The sequence below is a fragment of the Pseudomonas sp. SH10-3B genome (assembly GCF_019891415.1).
GTDB lineage: Bacteria > Pseudomonadota > Gammaproteobacteria > Pseudomonadales > Pseudomonadaceae > Aquipseudomonas.
The window spans coordinates 57,876-76,203 of sequence record NZ_JAFLXD010000033.1 but is presented as its reverse complement, the minus strand read 5'-3'; the positions used below and the strand labels follow the sequence as shown (position 1 = coordinate 76,203).

The 18,328-nt window shown below is 61.9% G+C and carries 18 protein-coding genes and 1 pseudogene; 12 read left to right on the top strand and 7 right to left on the bottom strand.

What is annotated here, in order from left to right:
• Window positions 1-93 precede the first annotated feature (93 nt).
• Both J1G35_RS22085 and J1G35_RS22080 read left to right on the top strand, forming a co-directional pair.
• Complete coding sequence (locus J1G35_RS22085; RefSeq protein ID WP_053136955.1) at window positions 94-711, top strand: TPM domain-containing protein; 618 nt, start codon at window positions 94-96, stop codon at window positions 709-711.
• A gap of 120 nt (window positions 712-831) precedes the next feature.
• Complete coding sequence (locus J1G35_RS22080) at window positions 832-2,049, top strand: SAM-dependent methyltransferase (RefSeq protein ID WP_223016004.1); 1,218 nt, start codon at window positions 832-834, stop codon at window positions 2,047-2,049.
• 8 nt (window positions 2,050-2,057) lie between these two features.
• Here the strand turns inward: J1G35_RS22080 and J1G35_RS31020 are convergent.
• The 6 genes and pseudogenes from J1G35_RS31020 to J1G35_RS22055 form a co-directional block, all read right to left on the bottom strand.
• Window positions 2,058-2,174 (bottom strand): annotated as a pseudogene (locus J1G35_RS31020) (outer membrane lipoprotein carrier protein LolA); the annotation flags it as partial.
• Complete coding sequence (locus J1G35_RS22075) at window positions 2,128-3,042, bottom strand: DMT family transporter (protein WP_053136949.1); 915 nt, start codon at window positions 3,040-3,042, stop codon at window positions 2,128-2,130. The pseudogene J1G35_RS31020 and the gene J1G35_RS22075, both read right to left, overlap by 47 nt.
• 103 nt (window positions 3,043-3,145) lie before the next feature.
• Window positions 3,146-5,719 carry a TonB-dependent receptor gene (locus J1G35_RS22070; RefSeq protein WP_223016003.1) on the bottom strand — a complete coding sequence of 858 codons (2,574 nt, stop codon included), beginning with the start codon at window positions 5,717-5,719 and terminating at the stop codon, window positions 3,146-3,148.
• A 128-nt stretch (window positions 5,720-5,847) separates the two neighbouring features.
• On the bottom strand, window positions 5,848-6,816 hold the full coding sequence (locus J1G35_RS22065) for a FecR domain-containing protein (protein ID WP_223016002.1): 969 nt from the start codon (window positions 6,814-6,816) through the stop codon (window positions 5,848-5,850).
• Window positions 6,813-7,352 carry a sigma-70 family RNA polymerase sigma factor gene (locus tag J1G35_RS22060; protein WP_223016001.1) on the bottom strand — a complete coding sequence of 180 codons (540 nt, stop codon included), beginning with the start codon at window positions 7,350-7,352 and terminating at the stop codon, window positions 6,813-6,815. The genes J1G35_RS22065 and J1G35_RS22060 overlap by 4 nt, the downstream gene beginning before the upstream one ends.
• A gap of 111 nt (window positions 7,353-7,463) precedes the next feature.
• A complete protein-coding gene (locus tag J1G35_RS22055) occupies window positions 7,464-8,480 on the bottom strand; it encodes a DUF4917 family protein (RefSeq protein WP_223016000.1) in 1,017 nt (338 codons plus the stop codon).
• 125 nt (window positions 8,481-8,605) lie between these two features.
• On the opposite strand from J1G35_RS22055, the gene yiaY reads away from it, so the two are divergent.
• The 6 genes from yiaY (at window position 8,606) to J1G35_RS22025 (ending at window position 15,057) form a co-directional block, all read left to right on the top strand.
• Window positions 8,606-9,754 (top strand): L-threonine dehydrogenase, encoded by a 1,149-nt coding sequence (yiaY, locus tag J1G35_RS22050; RefSeq protein ID WP_053136933.1) that lies wholly within the window; start codon window positions 8,606-8,608, stop codon window positions 9,752-9,754.
• A gap of 108 nt (window positions 9,755-9,862) precedes the next feature.
• Entirely contained in the window at window positions 9,863-10,537 is a 675-nt protein-coding gene (locus J1G35_RS22045; protein WP_223015999.1) for an NAD(P)H-binding protein, read from the top strand.
• Window positions 10,537-11,445 carry a LysR family transcriptional regulator gene (locus J1G35_RS22040; RefSeq protein WP_223015998.1) on the top strand — a complete coding sequence of 303 codons (909 nt, stop codon included), beginning with the start codon at window positions 10,537-10,539 and terminating at the stop codon, window positions 11,443-11,445. Before J1G35_RS22045 ends, J1G35_RS22040 begins: the two co-directional genes overlap by 1 nt.
• 89 nt (window positions 11,446-11,534) lie before the next feature.
• A complete protein-coding gene (locus J1G35_RS22035; protein ID WP_223015997.1) occupies window positions 11,535-12,728 on the top strand; it encodes a CaiB/BaiF CoA-transferase family protein in 1,194 nt (397 codons plus the stop codon).
• Window positions 12,725-13,666 carry a hydroxymethylglutaryl-CoA lyase gene (locus tag J1G35_RS22030; protein WP_223015996.1) on the top strand — a complete coding sequence of 314 codons (942 nt, stop codon included), beginning with the start codon at window positions 12,725-12,727 and terminating at the stop codon, window positions 13,664-13,666. The genes J1G35_RS22035 and J1G35_RS22030 overlap by 4 nt, the downstream gene beginning before the upstream one ends.
• 59 nt (window positions 13,667-13,725) lie before the next feature.
• Window positions 13,726-15,057: an MFS transporter gene (locus tag J1G35_RS22025; protein WP_053136910.1), complete on the top strand. Its 1,332-nt coding sequence runs from the start codon at window positions 13,726-13,728 to the stop codon at window positions 15,055-15,057.
• On the opposite strand, the gene J1G35_RS22020 is transcribed toward J1G35_RS22025, so the two are convergent.
• Window positions 15,058-15,546, bottom strand: a complete 489-nt coding sequence (locus tag J1G35_RS22020; protein ID WP_223015995.1) for a DMT family transporter — start codon at window positions 15,544-15,546, stop codon at window positions 15,058-15,060.
• Window positions 15,547-15,614: 68 nt separating this feature from the next.
• Here J1G35_RS22020 and J1G35_RS22015 point away from each other — a divergent pair, with 68 nt between their 5' ends.
• The 4 genes from J1G35_RS22015 (at window position 15,615) to J1G35_RS22000 (ending at window position 18,305) form a co-directional block, all read left to right on the top strand.
• Window positions 15,615-16,541, top strand: a complete 927-nt coding sequence (locus J1G35_RS22015; RefSeq protein ID WP_223015994.1) for a LysR family transcriptional regulator — start codon at window positions 15,615-15,617, stop codon at window positions 16,539-16,541.
• Window positions 16,542-16,552: 11 nt separating this feature from the next.
• Complete coding sequence (fos, locus tag J1G35_RS22010; RefSeq protein ID WP_053136902.1) at window positions 16,553-16,963, top strand: fosfomycin resistance glutathione transferase; 411 nt, start codon at window positions 16,553-16,555, stop codon at window positions 16,961-16,963.
• Window positions 16,964-17,017: 54 nt separating this feature from the next.
• Window positions 17,018-17,659: a LysE family translocator gene (locus J1G35_RS22005; RefSeq protein WP_053136899.1), complete on the top strand. Its 642-nt coding sequence runs from the start codon at window positions 17,018-17,020 to the stop codon at window positions 17,657-17,659.
• Between the two features lie 118 nt (window positions 17,660-17,777).
• A complete protein-coding gene (locus J1G35_RS22000; protein ID WP_223015993.1) occupies window positions 17,778-18,305 on the top strand; it encodes a DUF4142 domain-containing protein in 528 nt (175 codons plus the stop codon).
• Window positions 18,306-18,328: the final 23 nt, after the last annotated feature.

The window sequence follows — 18,328 nt, the reverse complement described above, 5'->3', positions numbered from 1 at the left end:
GTGGCGGCGGTTTCCGAGGCGGCGGTGGTGGCTTCGGTGGCGGCGGCGCATCGGGCGGCTGGTAATGACAATAATTAGAGAGCAACTACAACCATGGCATTACTGACTGAACACGAGCAGCGCCAAGTCGCCGAAGCGATTGCCCGGGTCGAAAAAACCACCGACGCCGAACTGGTCACCGTGCTGGCGGCCCGCGCCGACGATTACGCCTACATCCCCCTGCTGTGGGCCAGCCTGATCGCCTTGGTGGTGCCGGGCGTGGTGCATTACCTGTCGGGCTACCTGACCATGTACACCTTGCTGTTGGCGCAGTGGGCGACGTTCATCGTATTGTGCCTGCTGTTTCGCCTGCCCAAGGTGACCACCCGCCTGATCCCACGCTCGGTGCGCCATTGGCGCGCCTCCAACCTGGCGCGCCGGCAGTTTCTGGAGCAGAACCTGCACCACACCCTGGGCAGCACCGGGGTGCTGATTTTTGTCAGCGAGGCCGAGCGCTATGTGGAAATCCTGGTGGACGACGGCATCTCCAGCCGCCTGGATGACAGCCATTGGGATGGGATCGTCAAGGCGTTTACCCAGCAGGTGAAACAGGGGCAGACGCTGGCTGGGTTTATTGCCTGTATCGAGGCGTGCGGCGAGTTGCTCAAGGTGCATGTGCCGGTGACTCAAACACGTAATGAACTTCCCAACCGGCTGGTCGTACTCGAATAATCCAAACACCACTAAGCCAATGTGGGATGGGGCAGAGTACCGTTGATCAAATAACCCCGTGCCCTAAACCCCCATCCCCCCTAAAATGCCCGGCATTCCCTGCCCGAGGCGTTTTTGTTCATGTCCGTTACCGCTCAACCTGCCCACCCTGCGCCGGATCATCATGCCCAGTTCATCGAACTGTTGAGCGTAAGCCTGGCGCAGAACGCCTTTATCAAGCTGGTGCTGGCCAAGTACGTCGGTGACGAAGCCGAATTGCAGCGGCTGATTATCAAGGCGGTGACGGTCAAGGAGCAGCCGTGCCTGTCCTTCGTCTACCGCTACAAGACCCGCGACATCACCAAGAACTTCGCGCTGGCCGACGGCGTGGTGGCGATTGCCGAGTTGCTGCCGGCCTCGTTCAAGAACGCACACCTGCTGTCGCTGACCGACGAAGCCCAGTTGGAATACAGCAAGAAGAACAAAAGCTCGCTGTTCAAGAGCAAGCCACAGCAACTGCGCGAGGCACCCTCGGCCGAGCATAACCGTGAGAAGAATCGCTTCCTCGACCTGAGCCGGCCGTTCCTCGCCGACCTGGGTGTGACCGACGCCAAGCAGGCGCTGATCCCGTCGATGTCGCGCAAGTGGAAGCAGATCAACAAGTTCATCGAAGTGTTCAGCCATGCGCTGACGTCATCCCCCTTGAAACTGGACCAACCGGTGCGCGTCGCCGATTTCGGTTCGGGCAAGGGCTACCTCACGTTTGCGATCCACGACTACCTGCGCAACACCCTCAAGGCCGAAGGCGAAGTCACCGGCGTTGAGCTGCGCGAAGACATGGTGACCTTGTGCAACAGCGCCGCCGCTCGCCTGGAACACCCGGGGCTGGTGTTCAAATGTGGCGATGTGCGCAGCGTAGCGCCCAGCGAACTCGACGTGATGATCGCCCTGCATGCCTGCGACATCGCCACCGATTACGCGATCCACACCGGCATCCGCTCCGGCGCGTCGATCATCATGTGCTCGCCGTGCTGCCATAAGCAGATTCGCCTGCAGATCCAGAGCCCGGCGCTGCTCAAACCGATGCTGCAATACGGCCTGCACCTGGGCCAGCAGGCGGAAATGGTCACCGACAGCTTGCGTGCGTTGTTCCTCGAAGCCTGTGGCTACGAGACCAAGGTGTTCGAGTTCATCTCCCTGGAGCATACGAACAAGAACAAGATGATCCTGGCGGTCAAGCGTGCGGAGCCGGTGGACAACGCGCAGTTACTGGAGAAAATCCAGGCGCTGAAGGCGTTCTATCAGATCACCGAACACTGCCTGGAAAGCCTGTTGCGTGCGGATGGCTACTTGATCTGACCGCCGCCCACTGTAGGAGCGAGCTTGCTCGCGAAAAGCCTGAGAGCACCGCAGGCTTTCAGGTTTCCGGCGTTATCGTTAGCGACCTTCGCGAGCAAGCTCGCTCCTGTTGGGGACTGGCGCAGCCTGCACCGCCGTCTTGCGCCCGAGCATCACCGTGACGATCACTCCACAGGCAAACACCCAGGTAATCGGCTCGATATGTTCACCGAAGAACAGCGCCGAAAACGCGATGGTGAAGAAGATCTGCAACAGCTGAATCTGGCTGACCCGCGCAATGCCGCCCATGGCCAACCCGGCGTACCAGGCAAAGAACCCCAGGAACTGCGAGAACAGCGACACATAGCCAAACGCCCACCAGGTGCGCATGGAAATCGCGCCTTGATGCTGCGCCGCCAGGTACCACACCGGGCCGATCAACACCGGCGTGGACAGCACCAGCGCCCAGCAGATCACCTGCCAGCCGCCCATCTCCTTGGCCAACCGACCACCTTCGGCATAGCCCAGGCCACCCACGGCTATCGCGCCGAGCATCAATAGATCGCCGGCCTGGATACTGCCGGCGCCGGTGATCAACGCATAACTCAACACCAGCGCACTGCCCAGCGCCGCACAGGCCCAGAAAGCTTTTGACGGCCGCTCATGGGACAACCATGCCGCATACAGCGCCACGCACAGCGGTTGCAGGCCGTTGACCAGCGCGCCATGGGAGGCCGGCAAGGTTTGCATGGCCCACGCCGACAGCACCGGGAAACCGAGGATGACCCCGGCAATCACCAGGCACAAACCCCGCACCTGTCGCCAGGTCGGCCAGCGCTCACGGCGCCACAGCAACAGCGCCGCCGCCGGCACCGCCGCGAACAACGCACGGCCCAGGCCGTTGAGCAACGGGTGGATTTCCTGCACCACGATGCGGGTAAAGGGCAAGGTCAGGCTGAAGATGATGACGCCCAGCAGGCCGAGGGCCATGCCGGTGTTTTCGCGCGAGCTCATGGGAGGGATCCGAAATCCAGAGGGCTTCAAGGGAAGCCCATCTAGCCACACCCCCCGCCGAATGCGGGCCTACAGCTGGGTGCGGATTTATCCGTACAGTTTTTCAGAAGAAGCGCGTGACGCTGATCTTGGCATTGCGCCCTTGGCTGTAGGCACGGTCGCCGCTGAGGGCGGGCCGGTAGTTGTTGTTGAGCAGGTTGTCGACAGTAAAGTTGACCTCGGTGCCTTTAAGACCGGCCTGCTGCGGTTTCCAGTTGGCGAACAGGCCCATGCTGGCGTAGGACTCGTTGGCGTATTGGTCGTAGAACGTGTCGCCCACCGAGCTGTTCAAGCCGCCTGAGTATCTATCGCTGGGCAGGCGGTCAGTCTTGCGCACGAACTGCGCTTGCCATCCGAGCTGTGCGTCCCAGCTTGGGATTTTGTTGCCCATCATCACCACCCATTTTGCCGGTGGAATGTCCCGGGCCCAGACGTGGATGTCGGTGGCCCACGGGTTGGTGTAGGGGTTATCGCGTTTGCCTGTGGCGTAGGAGTAGGACACCGAGCCGAACAGGTAGGTCGAGTCGTAGTAAGCCTCAAGCTCGAAGCCCTTGATGGTCATGCCGCCGACGTTGCGGTAGTTGGTCTTGGCGGCCATGTCGGCGCTTGTGCAGACGCTGTCGATGCTCCCCACTACGGTGTTCTGACGGTCACAGCCGATGCCAGTCGCCTTGAAAATTTCGTCCTCGATACGGTTGTGGAACAACGTCGTACGCAGTTGCAGGTTATCGCCACGGCCGATGAGGTTGGAGAAGTTGGTGATGTTGCCTGCGGTGATGGCGGTGATGCGCTCCGGGTCGAGGTTGAGGCTGGTGGAGGTGCGGCTGCCGACGCCCTGGACTTCGTACTGCTCGTCGATCACCGGGGCGCGCCAGGTCTTGTTCCAGCTGGCAAACATCGCCACGTCCGGCGTGATGTTCCAGTAGGCGGCCAGGCGCGGGGACCAACCGGTGTAGGTGCGGTCGCTGTAGTCATGGCCGATGCTCGGGTCCGGGTTGCTGTAGTACGGCGCATCGTTGGCTTCGCCCCGATTACGTACGTGGTCATAGCGCAGGGACGGCGTGATAGTCACGTCGCCGAGGGTCACTGCGTCCTGGAGATAGAACGCATTGGTATCGACCTTGCCATGGGGCATGAAGTACGGCTGGAAGTGCCCGTAGTTGTACTTGGCAGTGTTGTAGGTCGCGCCGGGCATCCAGCTTTCGGTTTCACGCTTGTGCTTGCGCACCTGCACCCCAGTGGTCACGGCGTGTTCCAGCGGGCCGGTGCTGAACAGGCTGATGTTGCGCAGTTCCAGAATCTTGTCGCCGTAGGCCGTGTCCATCTTGCGCCCACCCGTGGCCAGGGAGAACGAAGCGTCGGCCTCGCGCTCATCGGTCTGGTCGGTATGGGACACCGAATAGCTGAGCTTCATGTCGATCAGCGGGTTGTCCAGCGGCTGGTAGAGGTACTTGCCCGAATAGGTGGTATCGATGGTTTCACGGTTGGCGAGGAAGCGTTTCAAGGCGCCTTCGTAACCATAGCGGTCAATCGCGGATTGCAGCGGCGGGGTCGGGTAGCTTTTGGCTGAGAACGGGGTCCATCGCTGGCTGTTGGACCGCGAGTAAGACAGGCCCACGCTGTGTTCGTCAGTGAGGTGGGCGTTGAACTTGAACAGTTTGCCGTCCACATTCTGCGCGCTGTTGGGCAAGCGCTTGGGGTTGATCGGGTAGCGGTTTTCGGGATCGGGCGGAGTGCCGGCCAGCTTCATGTCACCGCCATCGCGTTGCGTCAGGTAGGCGAGCGCATCGAAGCGTCCATCATCGGTACGGCCATACACCGCCGAACTGTAGACTTGTTCGTGGTCGTTGCTGGCGTAGCCATATTTGAGCATGGCCCCGGCGTTGCGGCCTTCTTCCAACAGGTCTGGGGCGTCCTTGGTTTCCATGATGATCGAGCCGCCGAAGCCACCGTTGCCGGTGAAGGGCGAGTACGGCCCTTTTTCCACTTCGACGTTCTTGATCAGCTCGGGCTCGATAAACACCGTGCCTTGCTGATAGCGCTCAAAGCCGCTTTTGGTGGCACCATCCACCGACATCGGCACGTCTTCGGCCTCGCCCATCCCGCGGATGTTGATGGTCTGGCCGCCGGGTTTGGGCGAGCCGCCCATGAACACGCCGGGCAGGTTCTGCAGCAGCGCGGGGATGTTGTTGGGCTGATAGCGATCGATATCCGCCTGGTTCATGGTTGAGCGGCCGACGGTGCTGGAGTCGACCTTGGTGCCGGTGCCGATCACGCTCAGGGCGTCCAGCTGGATTGCGCCGCTCTGGGTGGTCTTGGCCTCTTCGGGCTTTACCACGTAGGTGCTGCCGACCTTGATCAGGGTGAACTCGCCGTTTTTCAGCAGGCTGCGAATCGCAACTTCCGGTGTGAAGTCACCGTTGAGCGCCGGTGCCTGCACGTTCTTGAGCAGCGCCTCATCGAACAACAGTTGGATCTTCGCCTGCTGCGCCACTTGGCTCAGGGACGTGGCCAGCGCCTGGGCGGGCAGTCGCAGCGTGAACGACTCGGCCTGGGCACTGAGGCTGAACGCCAGGCAGGTGGCGACAAGGGTCGGTCGAAGAAACAGGTGAGCAACGTGGCAAGGCGCGCGAAACATGAAATCCCCCGGAGCGGCCAAAACGGCCAAAAAGGTGTGCTGATCAGATGCAGACCGGAGGAAGACGGGGCAGATAAAAAAATCCACACCTGCGAATGCAAAATATTCTCAAATAAGATTCTGGCTGATTATTTGCTCGGTTCAATCCGCACGATGCCGTCGGCCGAGATCACGGTTTTCACCGGCAACAGAGCGGGCAGGGCGCTGAGCAGTGCGTCCGGATCATTCACATCCAGATTGCCCGAGACTTTCATGTGCGCTACGGCGTTACTCACCTGCAACGGTGCCTGCGGGCGATACAGGCTCAGTTCATCGATCAGGCTGGCCAGTTCGCGGTTGCGAAACGACAAGTGCCCACTGCGCCAATCCGCCACTTCTTCGCCTGTGAGGGTTTGCTGTTGCAAGGTGCCCTTGGCGTAGCTGTAGGTCGCGCGTTGCTGGGCGCCGAGCAGGGAAACGGGGCTTTTGGCGGACGGCTCGAAAGCGACCTGGCCGTGGGCGACGCTGACCACCAGTTGCTGCTGGCTGCGGCGTATATCGAAACCGGTGCCGACCACCCGCACACTCGCCTCGCCGGCCTGTACGAACAGTGGCCGCTCCTTGTCGGCAGCCACCTCGATATACACCTGGCCCTTGTCCAGGTGCACGAGGCGCTGGTGCGCGCTGAAATCCACGCGCAGGCGCGTATTGGCATTCACATACAGTGTGCTGCCATCGGGCAGGTTCAAGGTGCGCATGCCCTTGGCGTGGGCCGTCACCTGACTGTGATAAAGCTCGCGGGGTGCGCCGAGATGCGTGGCCAGCACGGCGCACACCACGGCGGCGGCGACGGCCAGGGCCGGGCGCCATACCGACGGTTTGCGCGTGGGCAGCGCCACGGGTTTGTTCAGTTGCTGCAGTTGGGCGAGGTCGGCCCACAGTTGCTCGAATTCGGCATAGGCGCGGGCATGGGCAGGCGTGGCCTGCCAGGCGGCAAAGGCCTTGCGGTCGGCACGGCCGGCGTTGTTACGGTTGCGGGCAAACCAACTGGCGGCTTGGGCATCGATGGCGTCGCTCGCTTCGATATCCAGGGCGTCGGTGTCGCTCAGGCGGTTCATTCTGGCTGCTCCGTGCCGGGTTCTGGTTGAAGGCGTCGCTTGCAATACAGCAGGGCAAAAGCGATGTGCTTTTCCACCATGCTCGTCGAAATACCCATGCGTTCGGCGATCTGCGCCTGGCTCAGGCCTTCGAAGCGGTGCAGCATAAGGGCTTCTCGCCTGCGGGGCGAGAGTTCGGCGAGGACTTCTTTCAACTGTTCCAGGCGTTGCAAGCGCTGTGCGGCGGCCATGGGGTCGTTTTGCTCATCGGTGACCGGCTCGGTGTCCCTGTCGGCCTGATCAGAATGGACAGTTTGCCGTACCTTCTGTTTGCGCCAGTGATCACGCAGCAGGTTGCGCGCCATCTGGAACAGAAACGCCCGTGGCTGCTCGACCTTGGCGCGGTCGCGGTAGTCCAGCCATTGGGTAAAGACATCCTGGGTCATGTCCGCCGCGTCGCTGGCGTTGTCCGTGCGTTTGCGCAGGAAATACAGAATGTCCGTATAAAACCTGCGAAAGGCATCGGCCGACAACGGGTCGGGCTTGGGACGAGACATGAATATCCTTCTTGACGAAGCACGACGTGGAAAAGTCGTGAATTCTATCGAGAATCATTATCATTTGTCTCTATTTAAAGGATGTACTCGATTTAAAATGTGGGAGGGGCCTCAGCGTTCCACAGGCACTGACAGTGCGGGATCACCCAACGGATGCGTACGCGCCGCAAAAAACTTCAACTGCGCACCGCTGCCATCAAACAACTCCGAATACCGTCGCTTCTGCTGGCGAATAAACCCGTCGCTGCGGCCCGATACCGAGATCGCCAGGGTTGTCGGCCGGGCCTGGCGAATCGCATCCACCAGGTGTTTATCCTGCGCGCCCAGGTCATGGCCAAAGATGCACAGTGCGCCCTCATGGGTCAGCAACTGCTCATAGCAGAACGACAGGTAATCCGAGCTGCGGATGGTCTTGAGCTTCTCTTCCACCTTGCCTTCGTTGATAAACAGCGGCACATCGTCCAGGGTCTTGATCGTGTTGTTGATCGCAAAACTGCTGAGCAAGGTGCTGTCGGTGGTCGGCAATTTGCGCGCGGTACCGTCAAGGTTGCGCACCAGGTGCAGGCCGCCGTGCAGGTAGAGGATGCGCGTGGTATCGGTGTGGGTGTTGCGCAGGTCGAAGCTTGCATCGGCGCTGCGGAACAGGTCATCGATGCCCGGCGTGTGCAGGATCGCCCAATAGTTGAGCAAGTCGTAATTGGTGGTGAACACCGTGGCGTAGTTCGCCAGCTCGCGGTTGATCGTCGCCAGCGTCGACGGCTGTACCAGGCGCCACGGAATGTGCACGGCGTGGATGGTATTGATCAGCGCTTCCTTGATCGCGTAGTAGCGATTGCGCGGCGCCGCCGAGCTGACTGCCAGGGCTTTGTTGACCCGGCTGGTGGTCTTTAGTGCGCCCAGGGCGTACTCGAAGCTGCGGGTTTGCAGGGCATCGAACACGCTGAGTTCGGATTGGCCCAGGGGTTTTTCTTCGACGGTACGCGCGTTTTCGAACAGCGAGTCGTAGGCAAAGTCTTCCCAAATCGTGCGGCTTGCGCCATTGCCGATCAGAATCCCACTGAAGGCCGTGCTGCTGCGCAGGGCGCTCCAGTCTTCAAGGTGGGCGTCAATATCCTGGAAATCCTTCATTGCGGCGGGTCTACTCGAATTCGGCTGGACGGCGACTTTATCACGAGTGGGTGTTGATCCTGATCAAGGTGCCGTAGGCAGGTGAGGTTGATGCTGTAGGCATAAACGTCATCCGAGGATTCGCCATGAGCAGCACATTCTTCATTCCCGCCGTCAACATCATGGGCACCGACTGCCTCGACGAAGCCATGAATGCCATTCGCAACTACGGTTTTCGCAAAGCCCTGATCGTCACCGACGCCGGCCTGGCCAAGGCGGGCGTGGCCAGCATGATCGCCGAGAAGCTGGCGATGCAGGACATCGACTCGGTGATCTACGACGGCGCCAAGCCCAACCCCAATGTGGAAAACGTCGAGAAAGGCCTGGCGCTGTTGCAGCAGAGCGCCTGCGATTTCGTGGTGTCCCTGGGCGGCGGTTCGCCCCATGACTGTGCCAAGGGCATCGCCCTGTGCGCCACCAATGGTGGGCACATCGGCGACTACGAAGGCGTTGACCAATCAAGCAAGCCACAGATGCCCTTGGTGGCGATCAACACCACCGCCGGCACCGCCAGCGAGATGACCCGTTTCTGCATCATCACCGACGAAACCCGCCACGTGAAAATGGCCATCGTCGACCGCAACGTCACGCCGCTGCTGTCGGTCAACGACCCGAGCCTGATGGTCGGCATGCCCAAGGGCCTCACCGCCGCCACCGGCATGGACGCCCTGACCCACGCCATCGAAGCCTACGTGTCGACTGCGGCCACCCCGATCACCGACGCCTGCGCGATCAAGGCCATCGAACTGATCAGCGCCAACCTGCGCCTGGCGGTACGCGACGGCAGCGACAAGGTCGCGCGGGAAAACATGGCGTATGCCCAGTTCCTCGCGGGCATGGCGTTCAACAATGCCTCCCTGGGTTTCGTGCATGCCATGGCGCACCAACTCGGCGGCCTCTACGACCTGCCCCACGGCGTGTGCAACGCGGTGCTGCTGCCCCATGTACAAAGCTTCAACGCCAGCGTCAGTGCCAAGCGCTTGAGCGATGTCGGCCGCGCATTGGGTGTCGACGCCAAGGGCAGCACTGACGAAGAGGGCGCCCAAGCTGCCATCGCTGCCATTCGCAGCCTGTCCCAGGACGTTGAGATCCCCGCCGGCCTGCGCGAACTGGGCGCCAAGTTGCAGGACATTCCGCTGCTGGCCACCAATGCATTGAAGGACGCATGCGGGCTGACCAACCCACGGCGCGCCGATCAGCGTCAGATTGAGGAGATCTTTCGTAGCGCGTTCTGACGGCGCAGCCTCAAGCGGCAAGCGTTAAGCTACAAGCTGTTAAGGTGCGAGTCTTGCACTGCATTCAACTTGAGCATGAAGCTTGCGGCTTGCCGCTGAGGTCCCCTTATGAGAGTTCTGTTATTCGGTGCCACCGGCATGGTCGGCCAGGGCGTCCTGCGCGAGTGCCTGCTGGCCGCTGACGTACAGGAAGTCGTCGCCGTCGGCCGCACGCCCCTGACCCAGGAACACGGCAAGCTGCATCAGGTGTTGCACAGCGACATGCTGGATTTCCAACCCCTGGAAAACCTGCTGCAAGGGTTTGATGCGTGTTTCTTCTGCCTCGGCGTCTCCTCGGCGGGCATGAATGAAACCCGGTACACCCACCTCACTTATGACCTGACCCTCGTCGCCGCCAGCACCCTGGCGCGGCTTAATCCGCAGATGACGTTTATCTACGTGTCCGGCGCCGGTACCGACAGCTCCGAGGCGGGCAAGTCGATGTGGGCGCGGGTCAAGGGCAAGACCGAGAATGCCTTGCTGCGCCTGCCGTTCAAGGCGGTGTACCTGTTCCGGCCGGGGATCATCCAGCCGCTGCATGGCGTGCGTTCGAAGACGCCGTTGTATCAAACCTTCTATTCCGTGCTCGGGCCGGTGCTGTCGTTGGTGCGTCGGGTCAGACCGGGCTGGGTGGTGAGCACGGAGACTGTCGGCCGGGCGATGTTGGCGGCGGTACGTCATGGCGCGCCGCAACCGGTAGTGGAACAGGCCGAGATCAATCGCCTGGCGTCCGAGCGCGCCTGATGCTGCACAAAAGCCTGGTGCGTCGCCTCGATCTGATCACCCTGCAGCTGTTCGTCGCGGTGTTCGAAGAGGGCACCCTGACCCGTGCCGCCGCCCGCGAAGCCATCGCCGTGTCGGCAGCCAGTAAGCGCTTGATGGAACTGGAGCAGGTGCTGGGGGTGAGCCTGTTCGTACGGCGCGCCAAGGGCATGGACCTCACCGCCGCCGGCGAAACCCTGCTGCACCATGCCCGGCAGATGCTGTTCAACGTGGAAAAAATGGGCCTGGAACTTGGCGAGCACAGCCACGGCGTGCGCGGTTATGTGCGGATGCTGGCCAATCTCTCGGCGATTATTCAGTTTCTTCCAGAAGACTTGCGGGATTTTTCCGAGCTGCATCCCGAAGTGAAAACCGACCTCGAAGAGCGCCCTAGCAACGGCGTGGTGCAAGGCGTGCTGGATGGGGTGGCGGACCTGGGGATCTGCTCCAGTGACACCGACACCAAAGGCCTGCCCAGGGTGACCTATCGCCACGACAAACTGGTGGTGTTGATGCCGGCGGATCACCCGTTGGCGCCGCGCGAAAGCCTGGCCTTCGCCGAGACCCTGGACAGTGACTACGTTGGCCTGCACGCCGCCAGCTCAATCAACATGCGCAGCCACGCCGCCGCGCGCGAGGCCGGCAAGATGCTGCGCCTGCGTATTCATGTGCCGGGCTTCGATGCGATGTGCCGGATGGTCCAGGCGAACATGGGCATCGGCATCCTGCCGTTGAAGGCCTATGAATTGTTTGGCCGTGCCCTGGGCCTGCATGCCGTGCCGCTGACCGATGCCTGGTCGGACCGCAGTTTGATCCTGGTGGTGCGCGATGAGGCGCAGTTGTCGCCAGTGAGTCGGTTGTTGTTCGATTATCTGAGCGTTCGCATTTAGCGAACGCTCCTTGCCAACTGACGGTTGGATTTTTCCTGCCCCTGTCCTCTAGCCTTGGGCTCACATTCCAAGAATAAGAGGTACACCCCATGCCGGCTCCCTTGAGCGGTATCAAGGTGATCGAGATCGGCACGCTGATTGCCGCGCCGTTTGCCGCCCGGCTGATGGCCGAGTTCGGCGCCGAGGTGATCAAGATCGAAACCCTGGGGCAGGGCGATCCGCTTCGTAAATGGCGAAAGCTGCATGAAGGCACCTCGCTGTGGTGGTACCTGCAATCACGCAACAAGAAATCCCTGGCCCTGGACCTCAAGTCCGCTGAAGGCCTGAGCCTGATCAAGCAACTGCTCGGCGATGCCGATGTGCTGATCGAAAACCTGCGCCCCGGAGGCCTGGAAAAACTCGGCCTGGGCTGGGACGTACTGCATGCGCTCAACCCCAAGCTGACCCTGGTGCGTATCTCCGGCTACGGCCAGACCGGCCCTTACCGCGACCGCCCTGGTTTCGGTGCCATCGGCGAAGCCATGGGCGGGATTCGCTACACCACCGGCAACCCCGATTCGCCCCCGGCGCGGGTCGGCGTGAGCCTCGGCGACTCCCTCGCGTCGTTGCACGGTGTGATCGGCGCGCTGATGTCGTTGCTGCGGGTCAAGACCGGCCAGGGCGACGGGCAGATTGTCGATGTGTCCCTGGCGGAAAGCGTGTTCAACCTGATGGAAAGCCTGGTGCCCGAATACGACATGCTCGGCCATGTGCGCGAGCGCAGCGGCGGCGCCTTGCCCGGCATCGCGCCCTCGAATACCTACCTGACCGCCGATGGTGCCTATGTGGTGATCGCCGGCAACAGCGACCCGATCTACAAGCGTTTGATGACCACCATCGGCCGCGCCGACCTGGCCGAAGCCGTCGAATTCGCCCACAACGATGGCCGTGCGGCGAAAAGCGGTTTGCTCGATGCCGCCATCACCCACTGGACCAGCAGCCTGCCTATCGAGCAGGTGCTCAGCGCCCTCGAAGCCGCCGAAGTACCGGCCGGGCGCATCTACTCAGTGGCCGATATCGTCAGCGACCCGCACTACCAGGCGCGCGACATGTTGCTCAATGCCGAGCTGCCTGGCGGTGTGTCGGTGAAGATGCCCGGCATCGTGCCCAAACTCTCGGAAACCCCCGGCGCCGTAAACTGGCAGGGCCCGAGCCTGGGCCAGCACACCGATGACATCCTCGGCAGCCTGGGCCTTACGGTTGCCGACATCCAACGCCTGAAAACCTCGGGAGTGGTGCAATGATCACTGACTATTCCGACCCGCTGATCGTACAGGAAGTGTCCCCGCGCGATGGCCTGCAAATCGAACCGACCTGGGTTGAAACCGCTGACAAGATCGCCCTGATCGACCAGCTTTCCCTGGCCGGTTTTTCGCGGATCGAAGCCGGTTCTTTCGTGTCGCCCAAGGCCATCCCTGCATTGCGCGATGGCGAACACGTGTTCCAGGGCATCGAGCGTAAAGCCGGTGTGATCTACGTTGCGCTGATCCCTAACCTTAAGGGCGCCCAGCGTGCCGTCGAGTCGCGTGCCGACGAACTGAACCTGGTGATGTCGGCCAGCCAGACCCACAACCTGGCGAATATGCGCATGCGGTGCGAGGCGTCGTTGGCGGCATTCGGCGATATCGTCAGCTTTGCCGCCGGGCATCCGGTACGCCTCAATGGCAGCATCGCCACCACCTTTGGCTGCCCGTTCGAGGGCAAGATCGATGAAGACCGCGTGCTGCAACTGGTCGACGCGTATCTGCAACTGGGCATCCAGGGCATCAGCCTCGCCGACACCACCGGCATGGCCAACCCGCGCCAGGTGGAACGCCTGGTCAAGCGCGTGCTGCAACGCGTGCCTGCCAGCGACCTGACCCTGCATTTCCATAACACCCGCGGCCTGGGCCTGTGCAACGTGCTGGCCGCCTACGAAGCTGGAGCCCGACGCTTTGATGCAGCGCTGGGGGGCCTGGGTGGGTGCCCGTTTGCGCCGGGGGCGTCGGGCAATATCTGCACGGAAGATCTGGTCAACCTGTGTGAAGAGGTCGGCATTCACACCGGAATCGACCTGCCGCACCTGCTGAACCTGTCCCGCCGCTTGCCGGCTTTGCTGGGCCATGAATTGCCTGGCCAGGTAGCCAAGGCCGGGCGCAATTGCGACCTGCATCCGCCGCCGGACTACATCGCCGCCTTGTAACGCCATACCAGACAACAAAAACAATCGGACGCCTGTGAGCAGTCCGCTGGAGAGAAACCATGAGCACTAATACGTTGGAGGTCGGCGCGCGCCCGGCCGCTGAAATCGATGCCGAAAAAGCCCTGGTCAGCAAGGTCGCCTGGCGCCTGATGCCGCTGATCATGGTGTGCTACCTGTTCGCGTTTTTTGACCGCATCAACATCAGCTTTGCCAAGTTCCAGCTGCAAGCCGACCTCAGCCTGAGCGACACCGCCTACGGCCTGGGCGCCGGGTTGTTCGTGGTGGGGTATGTGATTTTTGAAGTGCCAAGCAACATGATGCTGTACAAGGTCGGCGCGCGGCGCTGGATCGCGCGGATCATGATGTCGTGGGGCCTGGCCACGGCGGCCATGGTGTTTGTCACGGCCGAATGGCAGTTCTATGGCCTGCGTTTCATCATCGGCGCGATGGAGGCGGGCTTCGCGCCCGGTGTGCTGTATTACCTGACGTTGTGGTTCCCGCAGCACTTCCGCGGGCGCATTACCTCGATGCTGTTCCTGGCGTCTGCCTTTGCGGGCCTGGTGGGCGCACCGTTCTCCGGCCTGGTGCTGGAACACCTCGACGGCGTGCTGCAGATGCGCGGCTGGCACTGGCTGTTCCTGCTCGGCGGCTTGCCCTGCATCGGCTTGGGCTTTCTGGTGCTGACCCTGCTCAAGGATCGTATCGAAGATGCGCACTGGCTGACGCCGGCGGAGAAGACCCTGCTGTCGAGCCGTATTGCCCAGCATGAGCCGAACACACATGGCGGCTCGTTGCTGTCGGCGATCCGCATTCCCGGCTTTTTGATGCTCGGGTTTATCTACTTCCTGATCCAAGTGGCGTCTTACGGCCTCAACTTCTGGGCGCCGCAACTGATCCGCAGCGCCGGCACCCAAAGCCCGGTGATGATCGGCCTGCTCACCGCGATTCCCTATGTGTGCGGCGCGATCAGCATGGTGGTGATCGGGCGGCTGTCGGACGCGACCGGCGAGCGCCGCAAGTTTGTCTGCGGCCTGGTGGTGCTGGGCGCGGTGGGCTTCTTCAGTGCCGGGATCTTTGCCGACCACACCACCTTTCTGATCATCGCCCTGGGCATGTTGGGCGCCGGCATCATCGCGTCGATCCCGACCTTCTGGACCCTGCCCCCCAAATTGCTGGCCGGTGCCGGCGCAGGCGCGGCGGGCGGGATTGCGGTGATCAACACCCTCGGGCAGTTCGGCGGCATTGTCAGCCCGGTGATGGTGGGGCGGATCAAGGACCTCACCGGCAGCACCACCCCGGCGCTCTATGTGATAGGCGTGTGTGCTTTGTTGGCGGCGGCGCTGCTGCTGTGGGGCCTGCCGCAAAAGCTGCGCACCCTCGACAAGGCTTGATCAGCCTGCGGTTGTCAGCGCACGGGCCGGTGTGGCGCTGAACTGAATCAACGCCACGCCGCCCATCAACAACAACGCGCCAAGGATTCGGGGCGTTGTCAGGGGGCGCTCCGCCAAGCCAAACAGGCCGAAGTGATCCAGTAGCAGCGACGCAAGAATCTGCCCGGCCATGGCTAGGGCGATAAACCCCGAAGCGCCCAGCTTGGGCATCAGCATCAGCGCCAGCGAGATAAAGCACACGCCGAATGCGCCACCGGCCCACATCCACAGCGGCGCCTTGGTGATAAACGTGAGGTTGGGCAGCGGCAAGCGCAGCGCCACGATCACCGGCAGCAGTACGATGATGCTCACCAGCAGCGACGCCAGGGTCGCCCACAGCGGGTGCCCAAGACCGCGTCCGAGGTTGGCGTTGATCGCACTTTGAAACGGCACCACCGCCCCGGCGATCACTGCCAGTAGCAACAAACCAGCCCAATGCAACGTCGTCATTTCGAATCTCCCAGAGGTTTTGCTGGACTCTAGGTTATTCGTCACGCAAATTTAAATTCCAAGTTCTTATGCTGAGCATGCAGCTGATGAATGATCTGCGTCGCATCGACCTTAACCTGCTGGTGATCCTCGACGCCTTGCTCAGCGAGCAACACGTCACCCGCGCTGCCGAGCGTTTGCACCTCAGCCAGCCTGCGGTCAGTCATGCGCTGGCGCGGTTGCGCGATTTATTGAGTGACCCGCTGCTGGTGCGTCAGGGCGGCACATTAGTGCCCACGGCCCGTGCCCTGGAGTTGGCGGCGCCATTGGCTGAAGCGCTGGCCCAGGTGCAGGCGCTGCTGGCGCCGAATCGCTTTGACCCGGCATCGGCCAAGCGCCGGTTTCGCGTGGCGATGTCGGACTACAGTGCGGCGATTTTCCTGCCGGGTCTGGTCCGCGTCCTGCGGCGTGAGGCGCCCGGTATCGACCTGCAGATCATCCAGGCCAGTCGCGAAGGCATGGTGGAGGGCGTGCTCAATGGCGATATCGACCTGGCCGCCGGCGTCTTTCCCGACATGCCCGCCGAACTGCGCACCACGCCGTTGTTCGAAGAGCACTACACCTGCCTGATAGACCGCAACAGCCTGCCGCAAGGTGCTGTGCTTGACCTGCCCAGTTACCTGTCGCGCCCCCACGTATTGCTGGAAATGCGCGGCAGTGGCACGCCGGAAATCGAGCGGGCACTGAAGGCTATTCGTGAGCGACGGCATGTGGCGATCAGCCTGCCGCACTGGGGCGTGGCGCCGCAGTTGATCGAGGGCACGGACTTGATCCTCACCGTATCGTCGCGAGGGTTGCTGAATATTGATCACCAGCATCTTCTCGCCGTGGCGCCGCCGTTTCATATTCCGTCGTTTGCCTTCGAACTGGCGTGGCATGCGCGACGGGGCGGGGATTCGGGATTGCAGTGGTTGATTGAGCAGGTGCAGGGTATGTTGTCCGAAGGCCGCAGATAACAGGAAAAAACATGCTCTCAGGCTTCAACCACTTGACCCTGGCCGTCACCGACGTGAGTCGCAGCGTCACCTTTTACCATGGGTTGTTGCAACTCAAACTCGAGGCTACTTGGGACTCCGGCGCCTATTTGTCACTGCCGGGCCTATGGCTATGCCTTTCGCTTGATCCGCTACGCGAGTCGAAGCCAGGGGCCGATTACACCCACTATGGGTTCACTGTCGGAGCGAGTGATTTCGCTGCGCTGGTCTCGCGTCTGCGCGCCGCCGAGGTGCAAGAGTGGCGCGACAATCGCAGCGAAGGCGCTTCGTTCTATTTCCTTGATCCCGACGGTCATAAGCTCGAAGCCCATGTCGGCGACCTGGCTTCGCGTCTGTTGGCTTGCCGCGACAAGCCTTATGCGGGAATGAGGTTTTACCCATAGCGCAGGAACGTGCAGAATCCGTCCACCTTCCCACGCTTTGTCAGAGTCGCGCCCATGACCCCCTCCTTGCTGCTCGCCGTCCTCGCTTCGGGTTTTATCTACGGTATTACGCCTGGCCCCGGGGTGTTGGCGGTATTTGGTATCGGCGCTGCTCGAGGCCGTCGTGCCGGGGCGGGGTTTCTGTGCGGGCACTTGCTCGGCGATGTGCTGTGGTGCAGCACGGCGTTGGTCGCGATTGTGGGCGCGCGGGAAGTCGGCAGCAGCGCGTTCGATGTGCTCGGCGTGCTCAGTGGCCTGTACCTGTTCTGGCTCGGCTGGCGCGCGATTCGCACCCAGCGTCGCAGCAGTGATGCCCCCCAGGGGGCGGCGCGGCATCCATTCTGGCACGGCATTGTGTTCGGCTTGACCAACCCCAAGGCGTATCCCGTCGCGGTGGCGACGTTTACAGCGTTGCTGTCCAGTCGTGCCGAATTGCTGACCTGGTCGATGCTGCCGGCGTTGATCTTCCTGAGCTTCGTCGGTGGCCTGTTGGCCTACGCGATCTTGATCGGCGTGGTCGGTGCCCAGCGGGTGCGCACGGTGTATCAGCGCCATGAAATCCTCATCACCAGGCTCTGCGGCGTGATGTTTATCGGCTTCGCCATCAATGCCCTGGCCCATGCGCTGCCAGGCCTGTTCGGCAGCAAACCGGCCTGACGGGCCAGGACCGTTCGTCGCGTGGGCAAGTTTTTTCTAAACCTTTGCCGCCCGGAAAATTCGAATTCAGGGCGGGGACTGTTCCCCCGCACCTATTTTTGCCCTGGAGGAACCCATCATGAGCCGCATGGCTATCCGGTTACGCACCGCCAGTTTCGCGATGCTGCTGGGCCTCGGCGCCAGCAATGCTTTCGCCCAGTCGCCTGCTGAATTCATCGAGCAGGCTTCGGCCAAAGGCATGGCCGATATCGAAACCAGTCGCATGGCCCACGCCAAAACCTCGTCCCAGGAAATCAAGGACTACACCATCGAGGTGATCAACGAGCGCACCCTGGCCAACCAGCACTTGGCGGCGATCGCCAAGAAGCTCGACCTGCCCGTGGCCCCACGGGAGAAGATCGTCGACAAGGCCGAAACCCTGATGCCCGAACTCAAGGACGGCGATTCCTTTGACGCGGCCTACACCGCGCAGCAAGTGAAGGAAAACGAAGACGCCATTGCCCTGTTCAAGCGCGAAGGTGCGGCCTCGGATGTGCCGGAAATCAAAGCACTGGTGGATGAGACGCTGCCCAAGCTGGAAGAGCGTCTGCAAAAGGCGCGAGCCCTGGCGTCGACCTACGGTAAGGGCCATCAAGGCGAAGGTTGAGTCCTTCTCTTGCTATGAAAAAC

What these genes read in the sequence shown, in the direction of transcription:
- J1G35_RS22085 (WP_053136955.1), top strand. Translation starts at nt 94, where the DNA reads ATGGCATTACTGACTGAACACGAGCAGCGCCAAGTCGCCGAAGCGATT.
- J1G35_RS22080 (WP_223016004.1), top strand. Translation starts at nt 832, where the DNA reads ATGTCCGTTACCGCTCAACCTGCCCACCCTGCGCCGGATCATCATGCC.
- J1G35_RS22075 (WP_053136949.1), bottom strand. Translation starts at nt 3,042, where the DNA reads ATGAGCTCGCGCGAAAACACCGGCATGGCCCTCGGCCTGCTGGGCGTC.
- J1G35_RS22070 (WP_223016003.1), bottom strand. Translation starts at nt 5,719, where the DNA reads ATGTTTCGCGCGCCTTGCCACGTTGCTCACCTGTTTCTTCGACCGACC.
- J1G35_RS22065 (WP_223016002.1), bottom strand. Translation starts at nt 6,816, where the DNA reads ATGAACCGCCTGAGCGACACCGACGCCCTGGATATCGAAGCGAGCGAC.
- J1G35_RS22060 (WP_223016001.1), bottom strand. Translation starts at nt 7,352, where the DNA reads ATGTCTCGTCCCAAGCCCGACCCGTTGTCGGCCGATGCCTTTCGCAGG.
- J1G35_RS22055 (WP_223016000.1), bottom strand. Translation starts at nt 8,480, where the DNA reads ATGAAGGATTTCCAGGATATTGACGCCCACCTTGAAGACTGGAGCGCC.
- yiaY (WP_053136933.1), top strand. Translation starts at nt 8,606, where the DNA reads ATGAGCAGCACATTCTTCATTCCCGCCGTCAACATCATGGGCACCGAC.
- J1G35_RS22045 (WP_223015999.1), top strand. Translation starts at nt 9,863, where the DNA reads ATGAGAGTTCTGTTATTCGGTGCCACCGGCATGGTCGGCCAGGGCGTC.
- J1G35_RS22040 (WP_223015998.1), top strand. Translation starts at nt 10,537, where the DNA reads ATGCTGCACAAAAGCCTGGTGCGTCGCCTCGATCTGATCACCCTGCAG.
- J1G35_RS22035 (WP_223015997.1), top strand. Translation starts at nt 11,535, where the DNA reads ATGCCGGCTCCCTTGAGCGGTATCAAGGTGATCGAGATCGGCACGCTG.
- J1G35_RS22030 (WP_223015996.1), top strand. Translation starts at nt 12,725, where the DNA reads ATGATCACTGACTATTCCGACCCGCTGATCGTACAGGAAGTGTCCCCG.
- J1G35_RS22025 (WP_053136910.1), top strand. Translation starts at nt 13,726, where the DNA reads ATGAGCACTAATACGTTGGAGGTCGGCGCGCGCCCGGCCGCTGAAATC.
- J1G35_RS22020 (WP_223015995.1), bottom strand. Translation starts at nt 15,546, where the DNA reads ATGACGACGTTGCATTGGGCTGGTTTGTTGCTACTGGCAGTGATCGCC.
- J1G35_RS22015 (WP_223015994.1), top strand. Translation starts at nt 15,615, where the DNA reads ATGCTGAGCATGCAGCTGATGAATGATCTGCGTCGCATCGACCTTAAC.
- fos (WP_053136902.1), top strand. Translation starts at nt 16,553, where the DNA reads ATGCTCTCAGGCTTCAACCACTTGACCCTGGCCGTCACCGACGTGAGT.
- J1G35_RS22005 (WP_053136899.1), top strand. Translation starts at nt 17,018, where the DNA reads ATGACCCCCTCCTTGCTGCTCGCCGTCCTCGCTTCGGGTTTTATCTAC.
- J1G35_RS22000 (WP_223015993.1), top strand. Translation starts at nt 17,778, where the DNA reads ATGAGCCGCATGGCTATCCGGTTACGCACCGCCAGTTTCGCGATGCTG.